This is a genomic window from Streptomyces sp. NPDC044003, assembly GCF_056435185.1.
This window is the reverse complement of sequence record NZ_JBWKFA010000010.1, coordinates 1-16,971: the sequence shown is the minus strand read 5'-3', so window position 1 is coordinate 16,971 and position 16,971 is coordinate 1. Positions and strand designations below refer to the sequence as shown.

Annotated in this window: 22 protein-coding genes and 2 tRNA genes; 9 read left to right on the top strand and 15 right to left on the bottom strand. The window is 70.8% G+C overall.

The window, feature by feature from the left end; genetic code table 11:
• Positions 1-81 precede the first annotated feature (81 nt).
• Positions 82-867: a TetR/AcrR family transcriptional regulator gene (locus AC07AW_RS32000; protein WP_478818962.1), complete on the bottom strand. Its 786-nt coding sequence runs from the start codon at positions 865-867 to the stop codon at positions 82-84.
• A gap of 292 nt (positions 868-1,159) precedes the next feature.
• Between AC07AW_RS32000 and AC07AW_RS31995 the strand changes: the two genes are divergently transcribed.
• Positions 1,160-2,443, top strand: a complete 1,284-nt coding sequence (locus AC07AW_RS31995) for a M6 family metalloprotease domain-containing protein (protein WP_478818961.1) — start codon at positions 1,160-1,162, stop codon at positions 2,441-2,443.
• Here AC07AW_RS31995 and AC07AW_RS31990 read toward each other — a convergent pair.
• Positions 2,430-4,076: a class I adenylate-forming enzyme family protein gene (locus AC07AW_RS31990; RefSeq protein ID WP_478819161.1), complete on the bottom strand. Its 1,647-nt coding sequence runs from the start codon at positions 4,074-4,076 to the stop codon at positions 2,430-2,432. The genes AC07AW_RS31995 and AC07AW_RS31990 overlap by 14 nt on opposite strands.
• Before the next feature lie 157 nt (positions 4,077-4,233).
• On the opposite strand from AC07AW_RS31990, the gene AC07AW_RS31985 reads away from it, so the two are divergent.
• Positions 4,234-4,306: transfer RNA gene (locus tag AC07AW_RS31985), tRNA-Arg, on the top strand.
• Between the two features lie 71 nt (positions 4,307-4,377).
• Here AC07AW_RS31985 and AC07AW_RS31980 read toward each other — a convergent pair.
• The 12 genes from AC07AW_RS31980 to AC07AW_RS31925 all read right to left on the bottom strand — a co-directional run bounded on the left by AC07AW_RS31980 (position 4,378) and on the right by AC07AW_RS31925 (position 11,386).
• Complete coding sequence (locus AC07AW_RS31980; protein ID WP_478818960.1) at positions 4,378-5,523, bottom strand: tyrosine-type recombinase/integrase; 1,146 nt, start codon at positions 5,521-5,523, stop codon at positions 4,378-4,380.
• Positions 5,523-5,726, bottom strand: coding sequence for a helix-turn-helix domain-containing protein (locus AC07AW_RS31975; RefSeq protein WP_402316204.1), 204 nt, complete (start codon positions 5,724-5,726; stop codon positions 5,523-5,525). The genes AC07AW_RS31980 and AC07AW_RS31975 overlap by 1 nt, the downstream gene beginning before the upstream one ends.
• 2 nt (positions 5,727-5,728) lie before the next feature.
• Positions 5,729-7,126: a replication initiator protein RepSA gene (repSA, locus tag AC07AW_RS31970; RefSeq protein ID WP_478818959.1), complete on the bottom strand. Its 1,398-nt coding sequence runs from the start codon at positions 7,124-7,126 to the stop codon at positions 5,729-5,731.
• Positions 7,123-7,362, bottom strand: coding sequence for a hypothetical protein (locus AC07AW_RS31965; RefSeq protein ID WP_478818958.1), 240 nt, complete (start codon positions 7,360-7,362; stop codon positions 7,123-7,125). Before AC07AW_RS31965 ends, repSA begins: the two co-directional genes overlap by 4 nt.
• A gap of 5 nt (positions 7,363-7,367) precedes the next feature.
• Positions 7,368-7,550 carry a hypothetical protein gene (locus AC07AW_RS31960; RefSeq protein ID WP_478818957.1) on the bottom strand — a complete coding sequence of 61 codons (183 nt, stop codon included), beginning with the start codon at positions 7,548-7,550 and terminating at the stop codon, positions 7,368-7,370.
• Positions 7,551-7,641: 91 nt separating this feature from the next.
• Complete coding sequence (locus tag AC07AW_RS31955) at positions 7,642-8,187, bottom strand: GGDEF domain-containing protein (RefSeq protein WP_478819160.1); 546 nt, start codon at positions 8,185-8,187, stop codon at positions 7,642-7,644.
• Positions 8,188-8,192: 5 nt separating this feature from the next.
• The gene (locus AC07AW_RS31950; protein WP_478818956.1) at positions 8,193-8,522 is read right to left on the bottom strand and encodes a SpdD-like protein; all 330 of its coding nucleotides are present in this window, start codon (positions 8,520-8,522) and stop codon (positions 8,193-8,195) included.
• A gap of 12 nt (positions 8,523-8,534) precedes the next feature.
• Entirely contained in the window at positions 8,535-8,690 is a 156-nt protein-coding gene (locus tag AC07AW_RS31945) for a hypothetical protein (RefSeq protein WP_314619884.1), read from the bottom strand.
• A 20-nt stretch (positions 8,691-8,710) separates the two neighbouring features.
• Positions 8,711-8,899: a mobile element transfer protein gene (locus tag AC07AW_RS31940; protein ID WP_478818955.1), complete on the bottom strand. Its 189-nt coding sequence runs from the start codon at positions 8,897-8,899 to the stop codon at positions 8,711-8,713.
• Positions 8,900-8,918: 19 nt separating this feature from the next.
• Positions 8,919-9,626, bottom strand: a complete 708-nt coding sequence (locus tag AC07AW_RS31935) for a DUF2637 domain-containing protein (RefSeq protein WP_478818954.1) — start codon at positions 9,624-9,626, stop codon at positions 8,919-8,921.
• 75 nt (positions 9,627-9,701) lie between these two features.
• Positions 9,702-11,051 (bottom strand): FtsK/SpoIIIE domain-containing protein, encoded by a 1,350-nt coding sequence (locus AC07AW_RS31930; protein WP_478818953.1) that lies wholly within the window; start codon positions 11,049-11,051, stop codon positions 9,702-9,704.
• A 2-nt stretch (positions 11,052-11,053) separates the two neighbouring features.
• Positions 11,054-11,386, bottom strand: a complete 333-nt coding sequence (locus tag AC07AW_RS31925) for an SCO3933 family regulatory protein (protein ID WP_478818952.1) — start codon at positions 11,384-11,386, stop codon at positions 11,054-11,056.
• 153 nt (positions 11,387-11,539) lie between these two features.
• On the opposite strand from AC07AW_RS31925, the gene AC07AW_RS31920 reads away from it, so the two are divergent.
• Both AC07AW_RS31920 and AC07AW_RS31915 read left to right on the top strand, forming a co-directional pair.
• Positions 11,540-12,334 carry a GntR family transcriptional regulator gene (locus tag AC07AW_RS31920; RefSeq protein ID WP_478818951.1) on the top strand — a complete coding sequence of 265 codons (795 nt, stop codon included), beginning with the start codon at positions 11,540-11,542 and terminating at the stop codon, positions 12,332-12,334.
• The gene (locus AC07AW_RS31915) at positions 12,331-13,011 is read left to right on the top strand and encodes a YdcF family protein (RefSeq protein ID WP_478818950.1); all 681 of its coding nucleotides are present in this window, start codon (positions 12,331-12,333) and stop codon (positions 13,009-13,011) included. Before AC07AW_RS31920 ends, AC07AW_RS31915 begins: the two co-directional genes overlap by 4 nt.
• Before the next feature lie 480 nt (positions 13,012-13,491).
• Here AC07AW_RS31915 and AC07AW_RS31910 read toward each other — a convergent pair whose 3' ends face one another.
• Positions 13,492-13,851 (bottom strand): DUF732 domain-containing protein, encoded by a 360-nt coding sequence (locus tag AC07AW_RS31910; RefSeq protein WP_478818949.1) that lies wholly within the window; start codon positions 13,849-13,851, stop codon positions 13,492-13,494.
• A 650-nt stretch (positions 13,852-14,501) separates the two neighbouring features.
• Here AC07AW_RS31910 and AC07AW_RS31905 point away from each other — a divergent pair.
• From AC07AW_RS31905 to AC07AW_RS31885, 5 genes are all read left to right on the top strand, one after another.
• Positions 14,502-14,897, top strand: coding sequence for a hypothetical protein (locus tag AC07AW_RS31905; RefSeq protein ID WP_478818948.1), 396 nt, complete (start codon positions 14,502-14,504; stop codon positions 14,895-14,897).
• A gap of 101 nt (positions 14,898-14,998) precedes the next feature.
• Positions 14,999-15,087, top strand: a tRNA-Arg gene (locus tag AC07AW_RS31900).
• Between the two features lie 62 nt (positions 15,088-15,149).
• On the top strand, positions 15,150-15,533 hold the full coding sequence (locus AC07AW_RS31895; RefSeq protein ID WP_478818947.1) for a BlaI/MecI/CopY family transcriptional regulator: 384 nt from the start codon (positions 15,150-15,152) through the stop codon (positions 15,531-15,533).
• A gap of 4 nt (positions 15,534-15,537) precedes the next feature.
• Entirely contained in the window at positions 15,538-16,458 is a 921-nt protein-coding gene (locus tag AC07AW_RS31890) for a M56 family metallopeptidase (protein ID WP_478818946.1), read from the top strand.
• 56 nt (positions 16,459-16,514) lie between these two features.
• On the top strand, positions 16,515-16,880 hold the full coding sequence (locus AC07AW_RS31885) for a hypothetical protein (protein ID WP_478818945.1): 366 nt from the start codon (positions 16,515-16,517) through the stop codon (positions 16,878-16,880).
• Positions 16,881-16,971 lie beyond the last annotated feature (91 nt).

The window sequence follows — 16,971 nt, the reverse complement described above, 5'->3', positions numbered from 1 at the left end:
CCTCTTGGCGCGTACTGGTGAAAAAGGGCGGAAGTCGTAAGGGGTGCGGGTTACGTCAGTTCAGGGGCCCTGGGCGGGGGCTCACGACGCGGAGCACGCGTCGCGCCTCAGGTCCTCCAGGGTCGCGGCCTTGCCCGGCAGCTCGGAGCGGGCGGGCGCCTCCAGGCCGTCGAGGAAGAGCTGCAGATGGCGGTGGACGAACTGGTCGAAGGCCCCGCAGGCGGAGCCGGGCAGCGGACGGGTCAGCTGGGAGATGGCCACCATCAGGTCTCCGACGCCCACGTCGGCGCGGAGCCGGCCGGCCCGCTGCGCCCGGTCGACGAGACCCTGGACGGCCTCCTCCAGGCGCTCGCGTTCGGCCATCAGGTCGGGGTGGTCCTCGTCGAAGGCGCCGTCGAGCATGGGGCACAGGGCTCCGATGCGCTCGTCGGCGGCGGCGTGGGTGAAGCGGCGGAGCGCGACGAAGGGATCGCTCTCGCCCTCGGCGCCCTGCCCGTCGGGACTCCCGACACCCTGCGGGTCGAGGCCCTCGGCGGGACTCCGGACGCCCTGCGGGTCGTGGCCCGCGGCGAGACCCTCGGCGCCCTGCGGGTCGCGGCCCTCCGCTCCCTGCTCGGCGAGCTCGGTGACGCGGGCCATGATCGACAGGACGACCTCGCGGACGAGGTCGGCGCGCTCGGGGAAGTTCCGGTAGAGCGTGGCGTTCCCGACGCCGGCCCGGCGCGCGATCTCGTCGTAGGGCACCTGGGACCCGAACTCGACGAACATCTCACGGGCCGCTGCCACGATCCGCTCACGGTTGCGCAGGGCGTCCGCGCGCGGGCGGGGTACGCGGCGGGCGGGCGCGGTGTCGGCGGTGCTGGTCACGCCGGCCTCCTCACTCACTCAGAACACTCACTACTCACTCAGAACACTCACTCGGACGGGGTATCCGGGGAGGGACTCCCCACTTCGTTGAACACAGGCATAAACGGGGACTGGGTCCCCGGTTATTTCCCACCCTCAATGTGACCTGCGCCACAACCCGGCGATCCCCCGGAATACCCACGATCGGGCCACCCGACGCGCGCACCCGGACCGGTCGACACAGGCTGATCGCACAGCGCGGACCCGCGGTAGGGGTCGCGGCGCCGACCTGCCCCCACCGGAGAGGCGACGCATGGAGCACCCCCGAGAGCACCCCCGCCGACGGATACGCAGGCCCGTCGCCCTGGCGGCGACCACGGCACTCTCCCTCGCCCTGCTCCTCTCGGCGAGCACCACCCTCCCCGGGCCCGCCCCGGCCTCGGCGGGCCCGGTGGCCGCCGCGCCGAGCGGCGCCCAGCTGGGACCGTGCCGCATCGCCACCACGATGGGCGTGCAGATGTCGGAGGGGCTGCCCACGGCCCCGGGATACGTACGCTCCACGGGCCGCGTCAGGGCCCTCAACCTGATGATCGACTTCTCGGACGCCCCTGGGGACGGCGCGGCGATGGGCCGCTTCCGCGAGTTCTTCCCGCAGACCGCGGAATGGTTCCGCACCAGCTCGTACGGGCGCCTCCAGTACGAGCCCGAGGCCCCGATACCCGACTGGCTGCGGATGCCCCGCCCCTTCTCCTCGTACGGGATCGAGCGCGGCTCACCGTACGAACCGGGCTACCGCGCCCTCGTCGAGGACATCGTGAAGGCGGCCGACGTGCGCGTGGACTTCAGCGCGTACGACCTGGTCAACATCCTCGTCACCCCGAACGCCGGGCCCTCCGCGCTCGACACCGTCCTGTCCGTGACGTTCTCCGGCAACGACGACGCCCCGTACGCCGACGGCGTGCCGCTCGCCAACACGTCCTTCGTCTACAGCCGCCAGGACGACGGCTCCGGCAGCTTCGCCGAGACCGGCTACCGCGTCCTGCCGCACGAGAACGGCCACGTCTTCGGGCTGCCCGACCTCTACACCTCGGACGGCGGCGGCACCGTCGGACACTGGGACATCATGTCCGAGGACTGGGGCGCCAACAACGACCTGCTCGGCTGGCACAAGTGGAAACTGGGCTGGCTCGACAACGACCAGGTCAGCTGCGCCGCCACCCCCGGCAGCGGCGACTACAGCCTCACACCGCTCGCGGTCCCCGGCGGCCCCAAGCTCGCGTTCGTCCCGCTCTCCGGCACCTCCGGATACGCGGTCGAGGTCCGCAGCAAGGACGGCAACGACGAGGCCGTCTGCGAGAGCGGCGTCCTGGTCTACCGGGTGGAGTCGGACGTGGACACGGGCCACGGCCCGGTGACGGTGTCCGACAGCGACCGGGCCAGCGGCGGCTGCACCCGCCGGGCCAACGTACACGCGGAACTGTCGGACGCCCCGTACGGCCCGGGAGAGACGTTCACGGACCGGGCGAACGGCATACGGATCACGGTCCTGGACGAGGACGAGGCGGGAACGTACCGGGTGCGCATCACCCGTCGCTGACGAGGTCCCTGAGCTGCCCCTTGAGAAGCTTCCCGGTCGGATTCCGCGGCAGCTCCTCCTCGCGTACGAGAACCCGGGCGGGCACCTTGAAGGCGGCGAGGCGCAGGCCGACGTGTGCGCGCAGCGCCTCGCCGTCGAACTCGGCCCCGTCCCGCAACCGCACGACGGCCACGACCTCTTCACCGAGCAGAGGATGCGGAACACCGAACACGGCGGCGTCGACGACATCGGGATGCCGGTGGAGTGCGGCCTCGACCTCGACGCAGTACACGTTCTCGCCGCCGCGGATCACCATGTCGGTGAGCCGGTCGACGATGCTGACGCGCCCGTCGCCGTCGAGGCGGGCGAGATCCCCGGTCCGGAACCACCCGTCGTCGCCGAAGGCGGCCCGGGTGGCCTCCGCATTCCCCCAGTACCCCCGGACCAGGGACTGCCCACGCAGCCACAGCTCCCCCACCCCGTCGGCATCGGGCCGGTCGATCCGCACTTCGGTGACGGGCGAGGGCCGCCCGACGCTCCCGGGATGGGCCCGGTACTCGGCCCCCACGTTCGACAGCACCCCGCCGCAGGTCTCGGTCAGCCCGTACCCGTTCCGGGGCTCGATCCGCTCGCCGTACGCCTCGGTGATCCCTCCGACGATCCCGGGCGGGGCAGCGGCACCTCCGGTACTGAGCAGAGTGAGACTGTCCAACGGATCACCGGTACTTCGCGCAAGATCGAGCAGCTGAAGCGCGGTGGTGGGAACCCCGGCGTAATGGGTGACGCGATGCTCGCGAATGAGCTCGAGGGCATGCCCCGCATCCCACTTCCGCATCATCACGAGGGTCCCGCCGGCGGCCATGACGGCGTAGAAGGACGTGAACGCGGCGACGTGGAAGAACGGGAACGTGGTCAGGGACACGATCGCCGGCCCGACCCCGGGCACGTCACCGCGGGCGAGGGCAGCGGCGGCGGCGAAGTACCGCGGATTCATGGCGGCCCCGACCTGCGCGAGGTGGGTGGCGACGGCGCCCTTGGGGCGCCCGGTGGTCCCGGACGTATAGATGATGGTGGAGTCGTGCTCGGGAAGAACGTCGACGGGTGGCGGCCCAAGAAAGGGATCGGCATCGGCAACGTAGGAAACAAACCCCTCGCCGTCCCCCTCGGCATCCCCCCGAAAAACAACCCCGGGCACCCCATTCCGCAAGGCCCAGGCCCGAACCCGCCCGACCCGCTCCCCGTCGACGAGCAGCACACCGGGAGAGCAGTCGTCGAGCGCGTAGGCGAACTCGTCCTCGGTCCACCAGGCGTTGAGCGGCACAGCGACAAGCCCGGCGAGCTGCGCGGCCCAGAAGGCGACATGCCACTCGGGCAGATTCCGCATGGCGACAACGGCCCGGTCACCGGGCCGAAGCCCGTACTCCCCGACAAGCCGCCGCGCGAGCCCACAGGCGGCGTCGAAGAACTCCCGATAGGTCATCGAGACACCGTCGGCCACAAGAAACACCCGGTCCCCGAACGCCCAGGTCACCTCGACGAACTCCCGCAGAGTCCGCGGCCCCCCGACGTACACCCCACCCTCGACGGCGAAAGGCGCCCCGGACCCACAGAGCCGCTCGACCCCACCAGCCACCACAAGACCTCCTGAGCGCATACCCACCCACCGGGCGCGGGTGACCGGTCCGGTCAACGAAGCGCATCGTATGTGCTGCCCAACACCCCAGAGCCGCCCCCAGAGGGAAGCCCCCCGGCACGATCCGCGCCGGGAGGCGACCCCGACGAGGCCCATCCGCTACCCTGTCCCTGGCCATGCCTTCGTAGCTCAGGGGATAGAGCACCGCTCTCCTAAAGCGGGTGTCGCAGGTTCGAATCCTGCCGGGGGCACAAGCCGAAGGGCCAGCTCACAGGGGTTTTCCCCCGGAGCTGGCCCTTTCGCATGATCGCGTCCGTGCCACCTACGTGCCAGAAGGCGGCGGATCTCCCTCCCCACGGGCCCGGCGGATCATCTCCCCGAGCTTCCCCGCGATGTGCTGATCACGGTCACTCGTCATGTGCTGATAGATCAGCGCGGCCCGGGTCGTGCTGTGCCCCATCCGCGTCATCAGCTCCCGCGTACTGGCCCCGGCACTGGAAGCCAGGGTGTTCCCGGTGTGGCGGAGGTCGTGGAAGTGCACGTCCCCGGAGACGCCGGCCTCTGCGCGTGCGGTCGTCCAGTCGTCGCGGAAGTTGCTCCGCCGAAGCAGCCCGCCACGGGGTCCTTGGAAGAGGTGGCCGTCCTGCCCGACGGCGGCGAAGTGCTCCAGGTGGTGAGCCAGCTCGGGGACGAGTTCGGCGGGGAAGGCGACCGGCCGGACGCCGGCGGCGGACTTCGGTGCCTTGTCGGCGAGCTTCCCGTTCTGGAGCTCGGACTGGGCCCGGCGGACCAGGACCACGCAGCGGCTCAGGTCGAGGTCCCGGCATCGGAGCGAGGCCAGCTCACCGAAGCGGAGCGTGGTGAAGGCCGCGAGGAGGACGAGCGCCCGGTAGCGGGGCTGGATGGCGTCGGCCATGGCGTACACCTCAGCGACGGTGAGGACGGGGCGCTCCGGCACGTCGTAGTGGTCGGCGCCCTTGATGCGGCACGGGTTGCGGCGGATCAGCTCGTCGTCCACCGCCGTGTTCAGGATCGCCCGCAGGAGCTGGTACGCCTTGACCACGGTGGGCTCACCCACGCCTGATTCGAGCAGGGCAGTACGCCAGGCGCGGACGCGAGGCGTGGTGATCGCGGCCAGAGTGCCGGCGCCGAACGTCGGCTTGATGTGCAGCCGGAGCACACCCTCGTTCCGCTCCCGGGAACGGTCCGCCAACTTGCGGTGCTTCAACCAGTCATCGGCGAACGGACCGAACGCGACCTTGCCCGCGTCCGGTGCCTGGTAGGTGCCCCGGATGATCTCCGCCTCGATGGTGGTCAGCCACACGTCGGCGTCAGTTTTGGTGGCGAAGGTCTGCGGCGCGGACTTCGTCTCGCCTGACAGCGGATCGCGGTAACGGGCCTGCCAACGACCCGAAGCGAGCTGCCGCACCGTCCCGAACCGGCGGCGCCGGCCTGTGCGATTCGCCATCAGGCCACCTTCCCGAAGCGCCGAACGACGGGCTCCACGGTGTGGGTCGCGATGTACGCCTCCACAGCGGGCTCCGGGATGCGGACGTGCCGACCGACCTTGACGAAGGTGATGCGCCGCTCCTCGATCAGTCGGCGCGGGAACCGGACAGAGGTGCCGAGGAGTTCGGCGACCTGGGCGACGGTGAGCAGACGTACGGACATGGTCACCATTCCTGTTCGGGGGACGCTTCGAGCTGGGCGCGGAGTTCGCGTGCGTGTTCGCGGTTGTGCTGGATGTCGCGGCGGATGCTGGCGGCGAGCCAGGACTCGCCGGGGGTGTGGCCGTGGCCGGCGTAGGCCCAGTGCGCGACCGTGAGGACCGTGGCCTCCGGGTGGTCGTCGGGGCCGGGAAGGCCGAGGGCGGCGCGTTGCTGGTGGGCGCGGTAGTCGGCGCGGACCTGGCGTAAGGCGCCGAGGGTGGTGGAGTAGGCGCGGGATTTGGTGGAGAAGTGGCCGCGGAAGCCGAGCATGTGGGCCCAGGCGCGGAGGCGCCGGTCGGGGTAGGCGGCGTCGAGGTCCATGCAGGCTTCCATCAGGCGCCGGGGGTGGTCGGGGACGTCGAGGAGGATCAGGGCTTCCTTGTTGCCGACCGGGTGGTCGACGGTGCCGGTGGTCTCGGCGGCCTTGGTGGCGTACTTCGCGACGTAGGCGGCGACGGCCTGTTCGGTCAGCTCCTCGCCGTCTCCGAAGGCGCCGATGGGCTGGACGTCGAGCTGGGTCCCCCAGGTGAATGTCAGGTCCTGGGCGACGCCGTGATCGGGGGCGGCGGGGACGACGACCCGGACGCGGGCGGCGGCTGCGTGGATGGCGTCGGTGAGGAGGTCGAGGGTGGCCCAGGCCGGGGGCGGGGTGTCAGGGCCCTTGGGTCCGTCGAAGCGGATGACGGCGTGGAAGTGGACGGCGCCGCGCTTTTGGTACTCGGCGACCTTGCCGAAGGAGACGCGGGACTGTTCGCGGGCGGCTTTCTGGGTGAGGCCGGCGCGGGCGGCGATCTCGCGGCGGAGGTAGATCGTGAAGTAGCGCCACAGCTCGGAGGCGTGGTTGTTCCACAGCACCGCCCCGGCGTAGTCGTACGAGGCCGGGTCGAGCGGGGTGCCCAGCTCCGGGTCGTCCTCGGCGTGGCAAATCCCACAGCGGCAGGAGCGCGTGCCGGGCCGGTTGTGGACCGGGCCGAACGACGGGGCGGTGAGCGTGGCGAAGACCCGAGGGTGATCGCGGATGGTATCGGGGGTGCCCTTGTCGCCGATGAGTCCGGCGCGGATGAGGTGGTAGGTGTCCCCGGCGTAGGTCCAGGCGCAGGAGGGGCAGCGGGAGGCCCGCCGGTTGCCGCAGGCGACACGGAGGACGCCGTCGGGTTCGGCGTCGGTGTTGTAGGCGTGGAGGACGGTCTTGGTGGCGGGGTCGAGGAGTTTGGTGCCGCCGGACAGGCGGATGGGGGCGGTGCAGCCGCCGGTGCGGCGGAGTTGTTCGGTGAGGCGGTCGAAGCCGGGGGACCCGGCCAGCCGGAGCAGGTCGCTCAGGGTGGCCGGGTCCAGGCCCGCCGCGGTGGCGGTGTCGGTCACGACAGGGTCACCTCTGCGGCGTCGCCGGTGAGGGCGTCGAGGGCTACGGCGGCCTGCATCGCGGCGGCGGCGAGGGTGCGCAGGGCATCGGCCGAGCCGGGGGAGGCCAGCAGGCTGATCTCGCAGGCGGGGCCCTCGATGCCGAGGCTGACGAAGGGACGGGCGGGGTCGGGGTGGGGGGTGACGCGGACGCGGGTGTCCGGCTTGAGGTGGCCGGTGACGTGGAGACCGTTCATGTCGGTCACCGCCCGGCCGGGGCGAGGGCGGCGCGGATGGCACGGGTGCCGGTGCCCTGGCAGGCCGGGCAGGTGGCGGCGAGGGTGCGGCGCTGGCCGTCCGGGGCGGTGGTGCCGGTGGTGATGTGGACGACGGGGAAGCCGTCGCAGTGGGAGCAGGCGCGCGGGGGCGGGGTCTGGGGCATCATGAGGTTTCCCTTTCGGGTCCGGTGGATCTGGAGGGTGTTCAGGCGCCCGGGGCGGCGGAAGTTTGGCGACCGAGGCCGTCCCGGGGGCCGCTCAGTGTGTGTTGCGCCTGCCGTGGCCCTTGGCCGCGTACATCGACGCGTCGGCGGCCGAGAGGGCGTCGGTGAGAGTGGGGACCGGCAGTTCTGCCCGGTAGCAGTGGCCGACCGAGGCGGAGACGGTCAGGACGTGGCCGTGGTGCTCGACGGGCTGGTCGAGGGCGGTCCAGAGGTCGAAGAGGCTGACCGTGGCGAGGTCGGTGACGATGGCGGCGAACTCGTCACCGCCGAGGCGGGCGGCGATCCCGTGACGCCCGCACCAGGCGGTGAGCCTGTCGGCGGTGGCGGTGAGGACCGCGTCTCCGGCGGCGTGGCCGTGGGTGTCGTTGATGGACTTGAAGTCGTCGAGGTCGACCAGGAGCACGAGCGCGTTCGGGTGCTTGGCGATCAGGTGGTCGGCGCGGGTGGTCCATCCGGCGCGGGTGTGCAGGCCGGTCACCGGGTCGCGGCGGGCGGTGGCCAGGCGACGCAGGAGTAGTCCGCCGTGCAGGGCCCAGCCGAGGGCCGGTAGCCCGGCGGCGGCGAGCGTGTACGTGTCCACGGGGGTCACCGACCCTTCTGCATGTCACGGACCAGCAGCCGCAGCACAACCGCCACGACCGCGATCGAGGCGCCGGTGATGGCGACCGCGAGAAGCATCGAGACCAGGACGGCGCCGACGACCAGGACGACCGCGCCACCGCCGGCGGCGAGGGCGACCGCACTGCCCGGGGTGAGCTGGATCGCGGTGCGGGCCGGGACGACCGGGGCGGGGACCGAGGCCGGGGCGGGGATGTGATCGGTGGTCGGCTCGATGTCGGCCACGGGGGTGGGCTTGAGGAGGGGGATGGTGTGGCCGGTCGGGAGCGGGTTGACCGGGACGTGCGGTCGGAGCATGACGGGGTCTCCCTACTTGGCGATCGGGTCGATGAGCGGGGCGAAGAGGCTGTCGGCGAGGAGGTAGCCGCCGAGGAGGATCACGGCGACGAGCCACCAGGGCGGGCGGATGAGCTTGATGCCGAGGCCGCCGACGACGATCAGTGCGAGCCAGAGCGGGACGTCCATGACGCGGAACTCCTCTGTGGTCAGCGGGGGTTGCAGCGGTGGGTGCGGGCGGCGAGTTCGGCGGCGGCGCGGGTGTGGTAGTCGGCGGAGAAGTCGCAGCCGGGGGCCGTGCACACGGCGGTGTGCTTGGTGCGGCCCCGGCCGTCGTGGTGGTCGCCGACCTGCACCGGGCCGATACGGAGCACGCGGTGGAAGCGGTTCGGTCGCATCTCTTGATCTCCTTTCGTGTCAGACGAGCTGGAGGGCGATGGAGTCGGCGAGGGCCGGGGGCATGCCGTGGCGGGTGCGGAGGGTTTCCGCGTCGATCGGCCGGCCGGTCTGGGCCCGGTGGGCGTCGGCGATCTTCTGGGCGTGAGCCATCAGCGCGGGCGGCACCGCCACGGCAGGCACCACAGCCGGAGCGGGTTCGGGGTGTTCTTCCTGCGGGGCAGAATCCGGCGCGATCGCGACCGATTCGGTTTCGGCCGGCGGGAGTTCGGGAGCCGATTCGGGGGCGCGTTCCACGGTCACCTCGGCGACCGGCTCCGGCACGGTTACGGGTTGGGGTTGCGGGATGTGGGTGGGTTCGGGGGCGGGGTGGGGTGCGTGGGCGAGGAGGGTGCCGCCGAGGAAGGCAAGGGCGGGCCATCCGGCGACGAGGATCCGCAGCCAGTCGGGGACGTCGTTCATGTCGAGGAGTCCGGCGGTGGCGACGTTGGCGCCCAGCGAGGCGATCAGGGCGATGGCGAACCACAGCCATGCGTCGCGGTTGGCGGTGTTGGTGCGCATCCGGCGCCAGGCGGCGACCAGGAGCAGGTCGACGGAGATCGGGTAGGCCCACGCCTTCCATCCGTCCTGCCCGGCCGCGGCCGCGAGGTCGTGCAGGTGGGCGAAGGACAGGGCACCGGCGATGACGGCCTGGATCAGGACGGCGTCGAGACGGAGGGTTCGAAGCACGGTTCACCTCCTTTCGGGCATGGGTCGGTAGGGACCTGGCGTGAGACGGTCACGCCGACCGAGGGGGTGGGGGTGTTAGGCGGTGGCCGGGTTCGGCTTCACGAGCGGGGCCGTGTCCGGCTCCTCGACGCTCACCGGCACGGCGGGGCGGTGAGCCGCGAGGGCGGGCAGGTGCGGGGTGAGGTGGGCGTGGGCGGCGCAGATCGCGGCCGCTTCGGCGGCGGTGAGAATCGGGGTGCGGATGCGGGACCAGCCACCGGAGGTGTCACCGGCCACCGCGACACCGGGCCGGTCCGGCGGGATCGCCAGCACCGTGACCACGGCGTCCGGGGCGATGTCGCCGACGCCCATCTCGGCCGTCTGCTTGTCATTGACGCGGTGGACGGTCCGGCCGGTGAGCTGAGCGCGCAGGGCGGTGGCGCCCTTGCCGAGGTCGGAGCCGAAGCGCTGCCCGCAGACTTCGAGGAAGATGCCGGCGGCGCGGGCGAGCTGGCCGAGGCGGATCAGCTGGGTGACCATCCGGTCCCGGCGTTCCTCGTCCTTCTTCGTCGCGGTCAGGAAGAGCTCCGCGACCTCGTCCACCAGGACCACCACCGGCGCCGGACGGACATCCTCGGGCAGGGCCCAGATGTCGGCGACACCGTGATCACTGAGGAGGTCGAAGCGGTCCTCCATCTCCCCCACCAGGGCGTCCAGGAGGCCATCGGCTTCCTCCGGGGTGGTGGCGAGGGCGGACAGGCGGGGCGCGTAGCCGCGGTGCTCGACCCCGCGCTTGCAGTCGATGCCGACCAGGGCCACCGGGAGGCGGGCGAGTCCGGCGATCAGGTTGCGCTGGTACATCGACTTGCCGGTCTGGTTCGCACCGAGCGTCAGCGCGTGCGGGACCTTGAGGTAGTCCCGGACGAACGCGGTCCCGTCCTCCCGCAGCGCCACCGGCACCGTCATCAGTCCCGTAGGACGCCGGCGCGGCATCCGCACCCGGTTCAGGACGTCGTAGCCGGTCATACGCAGTTCCACGAACCCGGGCTTGGTGACGGTGACGTTGACGGAGTGGACGCCCCAGGCGTGCCGCAGCCGCTCCGAGGCGGCCATCACGTCGGCGGGCTCCAGACCGGCCGGAAGACGGAGGGTGACCCGGAGTCCGGTCGAGGTGCCCCTCACCCGGCGGATCCTCGGGGGTACGGGCTGGACGTCGGGGCGGCGGGCGATGCTGCGGACCATGAACGCCCGCAGGCGGGACGGCTGCACCGTCAGCCCGCACACGTCCATCGTCGCGTGGTACGTCATCGCGAACCGCACCCGCGTGACCGGCAGACCCACCAGCGACCAGAACACCCGAGGCGCACGGACCTTCGCGAAACCGAGGCCACCGGCGGTCCCGGCGAGCGGGAGGCCGACCTCCCATAAGGTCGAAACGTCGGTCATTATCAGGCGCCCATCGAGGTGACCGCGACGGCGCGGAACGAGATGCCGTGCCGGGTCTGGCCGTTGAACGTGTTCTCCCAGTCCCGGGCCTTGAGCCCGATCACCGAAACCATCGTGCCCGGCGCGAGCCCGTCGGGGAGACCGGTCTCCGGCACGGTCACCTGGTAGAGGTTGCCCTCCCCCTCGTCCGAGATCAGCAGACCCACCGTGGACAGCCCGGCACCGGTCTCCCGGTCCATGGACCGCTCACCGGTCTGCTTGCTCACGAGCTTCGGCGTGGGAGCGGTCGCGACGAACACGACGGCGGTAGAAAGGTCGATCTTGAAGGACGGCATCAGAACTCCCTACGTTGTGGGGCAGCCCAAAGAGAACTGCCAGCCCCGCTGTCCTAGGACTGCGAGCGACTGAGTAGATAGTGGCCCGCAGTCCTAGGACTGTCAACAGTCCTAGGACTGTGTTTGACTGGTTCTCGTTGAGAGGGGTTCGAGATGGCGCCCAAGTGGCGGGAGCTGGCAGACAAGCTGGCCGAGCAGATCAGGAGTGGTGAGTACCAGCCCGGCGAGCAGTTGCCGCAGATCAGGCAGCTCGTGGAGGAGGGTGCGGGCTCCAAGGTCACCGTTCACGCGGCGTACAAGGCCCTCGAAGCGGAAGGTCTGGTCACCTCGACTCGCGGCCATGGAACCGTCGTTCGGCAGCAGGTGCCACTCAAGCGTCTCGGCATCGCGCGGTACGACAAGGCGAAGTGGCGAGACGGCGACGAAGTCGCGTTCATCGCCGACCGGGTCGCGTCAGGCCGGACGTACCGCCGCAACGAGCAGACCCAGACCGTCAGCCTTGTCGAAGCCCCTGCCGCAGTGGCCGCAGCCCACGGCCTGGAGACGGGAGCCCCGGTCTACGCACGGGCTCGACTGGTCAAGGAAGGCGAACAGCCGACGCACACCCTGACCAGCTACTACCGCCCCGAACACGTCGAGGGCACGCGCTTGGTCGACCCCACCCCCGGTCCGGCCGGCCGAGGCGGCGGGTACCGCGTCCTGTACGACGCCGGTTACGAAATCGACCACATGAAGGAAGCGCTCTTCGCCCGCACCCCCACTGCGGACGAGGTGAAGCTCCTCCAGCTTCCGCCCGGCGAACCCGTCGTAGAGCTCCACAGAACGACGTACACGGCCGCCGGCACGGTGGTGGAGTTCGCCATCGGCATTCACGCCGCCTCCCGCTTCGCCTGGGAGTACGACTTCAAGGTGCCGGACTCGGCAGCGGACAGGGACGACGCGCAGTGATCTCCACCCAGGACTGGGCCGACACGGAGCTTCTGTGGGACTACCAGCAGATGCACCACACACTCCGGCCCTGCTCGGTCGCCATCGGACTTGGGAGCCACGACCTGGGCGTGGCCGACGCCACCGTCGATCTGTACAAGCGGGGCATGGCCCCACTCCTCGTCTTCACCGGGGCGACCAGCCCGACGACGCGCGAACGGATGCCCCGCGGCGAGGCCGTGCACTACCAGGAGCGAGCGATCGAACTGGGCGTCCCCGCCTCGGCGGTGATGGTCGAGCCGCGAGCCCGGAACACGGGCGAGAACATCCTCTTCTCCCGCGAACTCCTCACCGAGGCCGGCATCGACGTCTCCTCCCTCCTCCTGGTCAGCAAGCCCTACGAGGAACGGCGGGCGTACGCCACGGCGCGCAAGTTGTGGCCGGAGGTCGAGGTCGTCAGCGCATCGGGGCCCATGTCACTCCGGGACTACATCGACTCCATCGGAGACGCCCGACTGGTCATCGACATGCTCGTCGGAGCCCAGCAGCGATTGCTGATCTACCCGGAGCAGGGATTCATGATCAGCCAGCAGACCCCCGCCGACGTGCGCGATGCGTACGACCGCCTGTCCCAGAACGGGTACGCCAGCCGCCTGCTCCGAGATGACGAAGGCAAGCTCCGCGAGCCCACCACCTGAAGGGCCCGCCCCGGGGCAGCTGTTACAGATTTCTCTACCTCATCAAGGCACCCGCCGCGCACGGCGCGGCGCGCGCGGCCCGTCGCCCGGGCCTGCGCTCCTGTCTGCGCCCCGCTCCAGCCCGGGCGCCGTCCGCACGCCTGACGGCTCGGGTTGATGGGTGACGAACCACGATGCGGCCGAGGCGGTACGCGAGTGCGGCTTAGGACGATGCCTCCGGCGGGGGCGCTCAGGCTCCGGGATGGAGGGGCTCGTGGGCGGGTGCCGGCCGGTGGGGTGTGGCGGTGGGGACTCCCATCCCGTCTGCCGTCGACCCAGGCAGAGCCGAGCAGACACGGCACCGGGCGTCCAGGTCGTTCGTACAGTGGCGCGCTCCACCTGGACGCCCGGCACCGCGCCTGCTCCACGGTGTGTGGGTCGACGGCAGACGGGATGGGAGTTGGGGCGAGCTGTGGGCAGGGGCAGTGGCCGGCAATCAGCTCAACCCGTTCCACCCTCCCGGCTGCAAAAGGTGACCTCAGCTGCGGAGACCATGTCTCTCGCGTCATCGGCATCCAGCCCGAAGTGCTCCACGACATTGCGTGCTGCCAAGGCGGGATCCGGGGCCGTCTTGTACTGGGCGCACACCTCAAGTGCTGCGGATAGTGCGTCCTTTTCGGTCGACCCAGCGGACCACTTCAGGTCACGAACAGCTGCCAGGTAACCGTTCTGTTCTGTCGAGTATGCGTGTCCTGTCTCTTCCGGGATGGGGCCGGGCGGCTCGGACTGTTCGCCATCCGAGCACCCTGCCAATACGGCGATGGTGAGTACTGCAACCGACAGGGTGACGCCTATGCGCATGGTGATCCCAGAAGCGTGGACGAGGAGAGCGGCATTCCGCGTCAGGAAGACTGTCAGCTCGCCCGGAAGGTTGTAGGACGTTTCCGTGAAGTAGCCTGATCCGGCCCACGGGCCGTGGGAAGCGTGCGCGCGGTCGGCGCTGGCAGGTCACCTCCTGGCCATCGACGAAGCCCGACCGTCGGTTAGGTCCCGGACGAGTCTCCGGGCCGCCCCCAGACAGGCCGGGGATGCAACCATTCCCTTCAGAGCTGGAACCCCCGGAAGCCGACCGCGCGCTTGAGACCCTAGAGGCCGGCACTGACAACAGCTCTGTCCCGTGATTGGCCGCTGCACGCTGAGTGTCTAACTGCGTGACAACGCCGACGAACAGCGGCGGACGGGCGCGAACGTCTGCGGACCATCCGCGCAGGTGAGAGGCAGGCCAGGCCGAGGCAGGACCCGACCCCGAGTTGCTTCGGGACGAAGAGGTCCACGTGCTACATCCGTGCCAGGTAGAGCGGTGAAGCACGGACAGCGGCGTCCGCCGAGAAGGGGCATACGGCTCGACTCGACGTCCGTTTGCACAGGTCATTGCGAAGGCCGGTGATTCCCAAGCTCATGTCAATCGCGCAGCGTCCTTGCTGTCAGAGGTGCGCTGTACGGTGCGCGCTATGGCTGAGAGACCTACAACGAGCTGGCGCGAGGGCATAGCCCGTGAGGCGGAGCAATTGGCTGCCGGCACGCTGGATCCTGGCTGCGCTTGCATGGCCACCTTGTACCCGGATGAGCTCCTGGTAGCGACCGATTCTGTCCTCGACTCCTTCGATGCTGAGGTAGCCGGGCTGGATGGCGCAGAGGATGTCCAGGTCTTCGCTGCGGTGAAGCGTGTCGTCTTGGCCCTGAACGCCGTGGACGACATCCACTGCGGCTACGAGACGGATGAACGCGAGGCCTTGTGTGAGTACATCGACACGGCTCTGACCGAGCACGGCGTCGATGTGGCGGCTCTGACCGCCCGGCACGGGCTCGGGCGATATGAGCTCACGGATCAGTGGCGCGATTGGTAGGTGCTCCCATCAACGGCTTCACCGTCGTGCCACATCCGTGCCAGATAGGGCGGGGAACCACGGGGAGCGAGGGGTGTTGTCGGGCTCTGGGGTGTCGGTCAGCTCCCGCAGCGTCTATGCAGGTCAGGCACGGCTCCGCCCTCCCGCTCTCCTAAAGCGGGTGTCGCAGGTTCGAATCCTGCCGGGGGCACAAGGACGAAGGGCGCCTGCCGGGTTGGGTGGGTGCCCTTCGGCGTGTGTGGAGGTCGGCGGATGGCTAAGAGCGGGGCTCCGCGGCGGCGGCAGGGGGAGCTTGAGGCGCAGGTGCTGGTCGTTCTGCGGGAGGCGGGCGGGGCTCGTACCGCGGGGTGGGTGCAGGAGCGGCTCGGGGGCGGGCTCGCCTATACGACCGTCATCACGATCCTCACCCGCCTGCACGCCAAGGGCGCCGTCCGCCGGGAGCGGGTCGGTCGGTCCTTCGAGTGGACCGCCGTCGCCGACGAGGCCGGACTCGCCGCCCTGCGGATGCGCAAGGTGCTGGACGGTGAGACCGACCGGGAGGCCGTGCTCGCCAGCTTCGTGACGGGGCTGTCCGCCCATGACGAGCGCCTGTTGCGGGAGCTGCTGGGCCAGGAGGCCGGCGAGGCGGAGGACTGAGCGCGTGGGGGTCTTCGTCTTCCTGCCGCTCGTCCTGCCGCTGACCGCGTGGCCCGTCGCACGGCTCGCCGCGCATCGTCTCCATCCTCGGGTGGCGACCTGGCTGCTCAGCGTTCTGTCCGGCGTGCTCGGCCTGTGCAGCACCCTGTGCCTCGGGCTGCTCGTGGTCGTGGGCACCGCTCAGCTGCCCGGCAATCCCCTTCCGGACGGCTGGTCCGATCCCGAAGTCCGCGCGGCCCTCCCCTACGACGAGATCGCCGGTCCGCTCGCCATTCCCGTGCTCGCCCTCGTGCTCGTCTCCTGCGCCGAGGTGGCTCGGCGGCATCGTCGGGTCCGCCGGCGCGCCTCGCGGGCCCTCGCCGGGCTGCCCGCCACCTCGGTCGTCGTGCTCCCCGACGCGAGTCCCTACGCCTACGCCCTTCCCGGGCGGAAGGACCGCGTCGTCGTCACCACCGCCCTGCTCGCCGCGCTCTCCGCACCCGAGCGCCGCGCCCTCTTCGCCCACGAGCGTGCCCACCTCGACTCCCGGCACCACCGGTTCCTGCTGGCCGTGCAGCTCGCCGCGCGGGCCAACCCGTTCCTGCGGCCCCTCCGTACGGCCGTCGCCTACACCACCGAGCGGTGGGCCGACGAGGACGCCGCCGCCCGGATCGGCAGCCGCCGCACCGTGGCCCGCGCCGTCGGCAAGGCCTCGCTCGTCTCCCGGCGCACCGCGCTCGCCGGCTTCGCCTCCGCCGGGCCCGTGCCGCGCCGCGTGGCCGCGCTCCTCGCCCCCGCTCCCGCCGCCCGCCGCTGGCCGTCCCTCTTCACCCTCGCGGGCCTCGCCACCTGGGGCGCCGCCGTCGGCACCGCCGTCTCCGCGCTCTCCTCGGCGAACTCGGCCGTGACGCTGTTTCTCGTCCTCAGGGCCGCGCCCCCTCTCTGACACGGCCCGCCGGTCCTATCCTGGCCTTCACCTGTCAGGGGGAATTGGGGGGAACGGTGGACTGGTTCTGGTGGGTTCTCATTCTGTTCTGGACCGGTGGCTTCGCCTGGGCCGCCGACAACATCCGTACCGCGCTGCGTCATCGGCACGAGCGGAAGATGGAGCTTCTGGAGGCCGCCAAGCAGGAGCGGCTCGCGCTTGAGGCCGCGCACAAGACGCCCGAGCCCGTGTGCGGGTGCACGCACCACCTCGCCAAGCACGACAAGCAGGGCCGGTGCCACGAGCGGGTCGAGGTGCCCACGGCCTGGGACGAGCACAAGAAGCCGGTCCGTTACGAGGCCGGTGTCTGCAACTGCCAGCAGTACGTGGGGCCGCAGCCCTTGTCCCAGGTGTACGCGGACGAGCTGACGGATCTGGCCTAGTAGTGCTTTGTTAGGTGGTGTCGTAGGGCTGCCATGGGACGGTCTGTCGGCAGGTGGGGCAGGTGCCGGTCCAGGTGGCGATGAGGTGCTG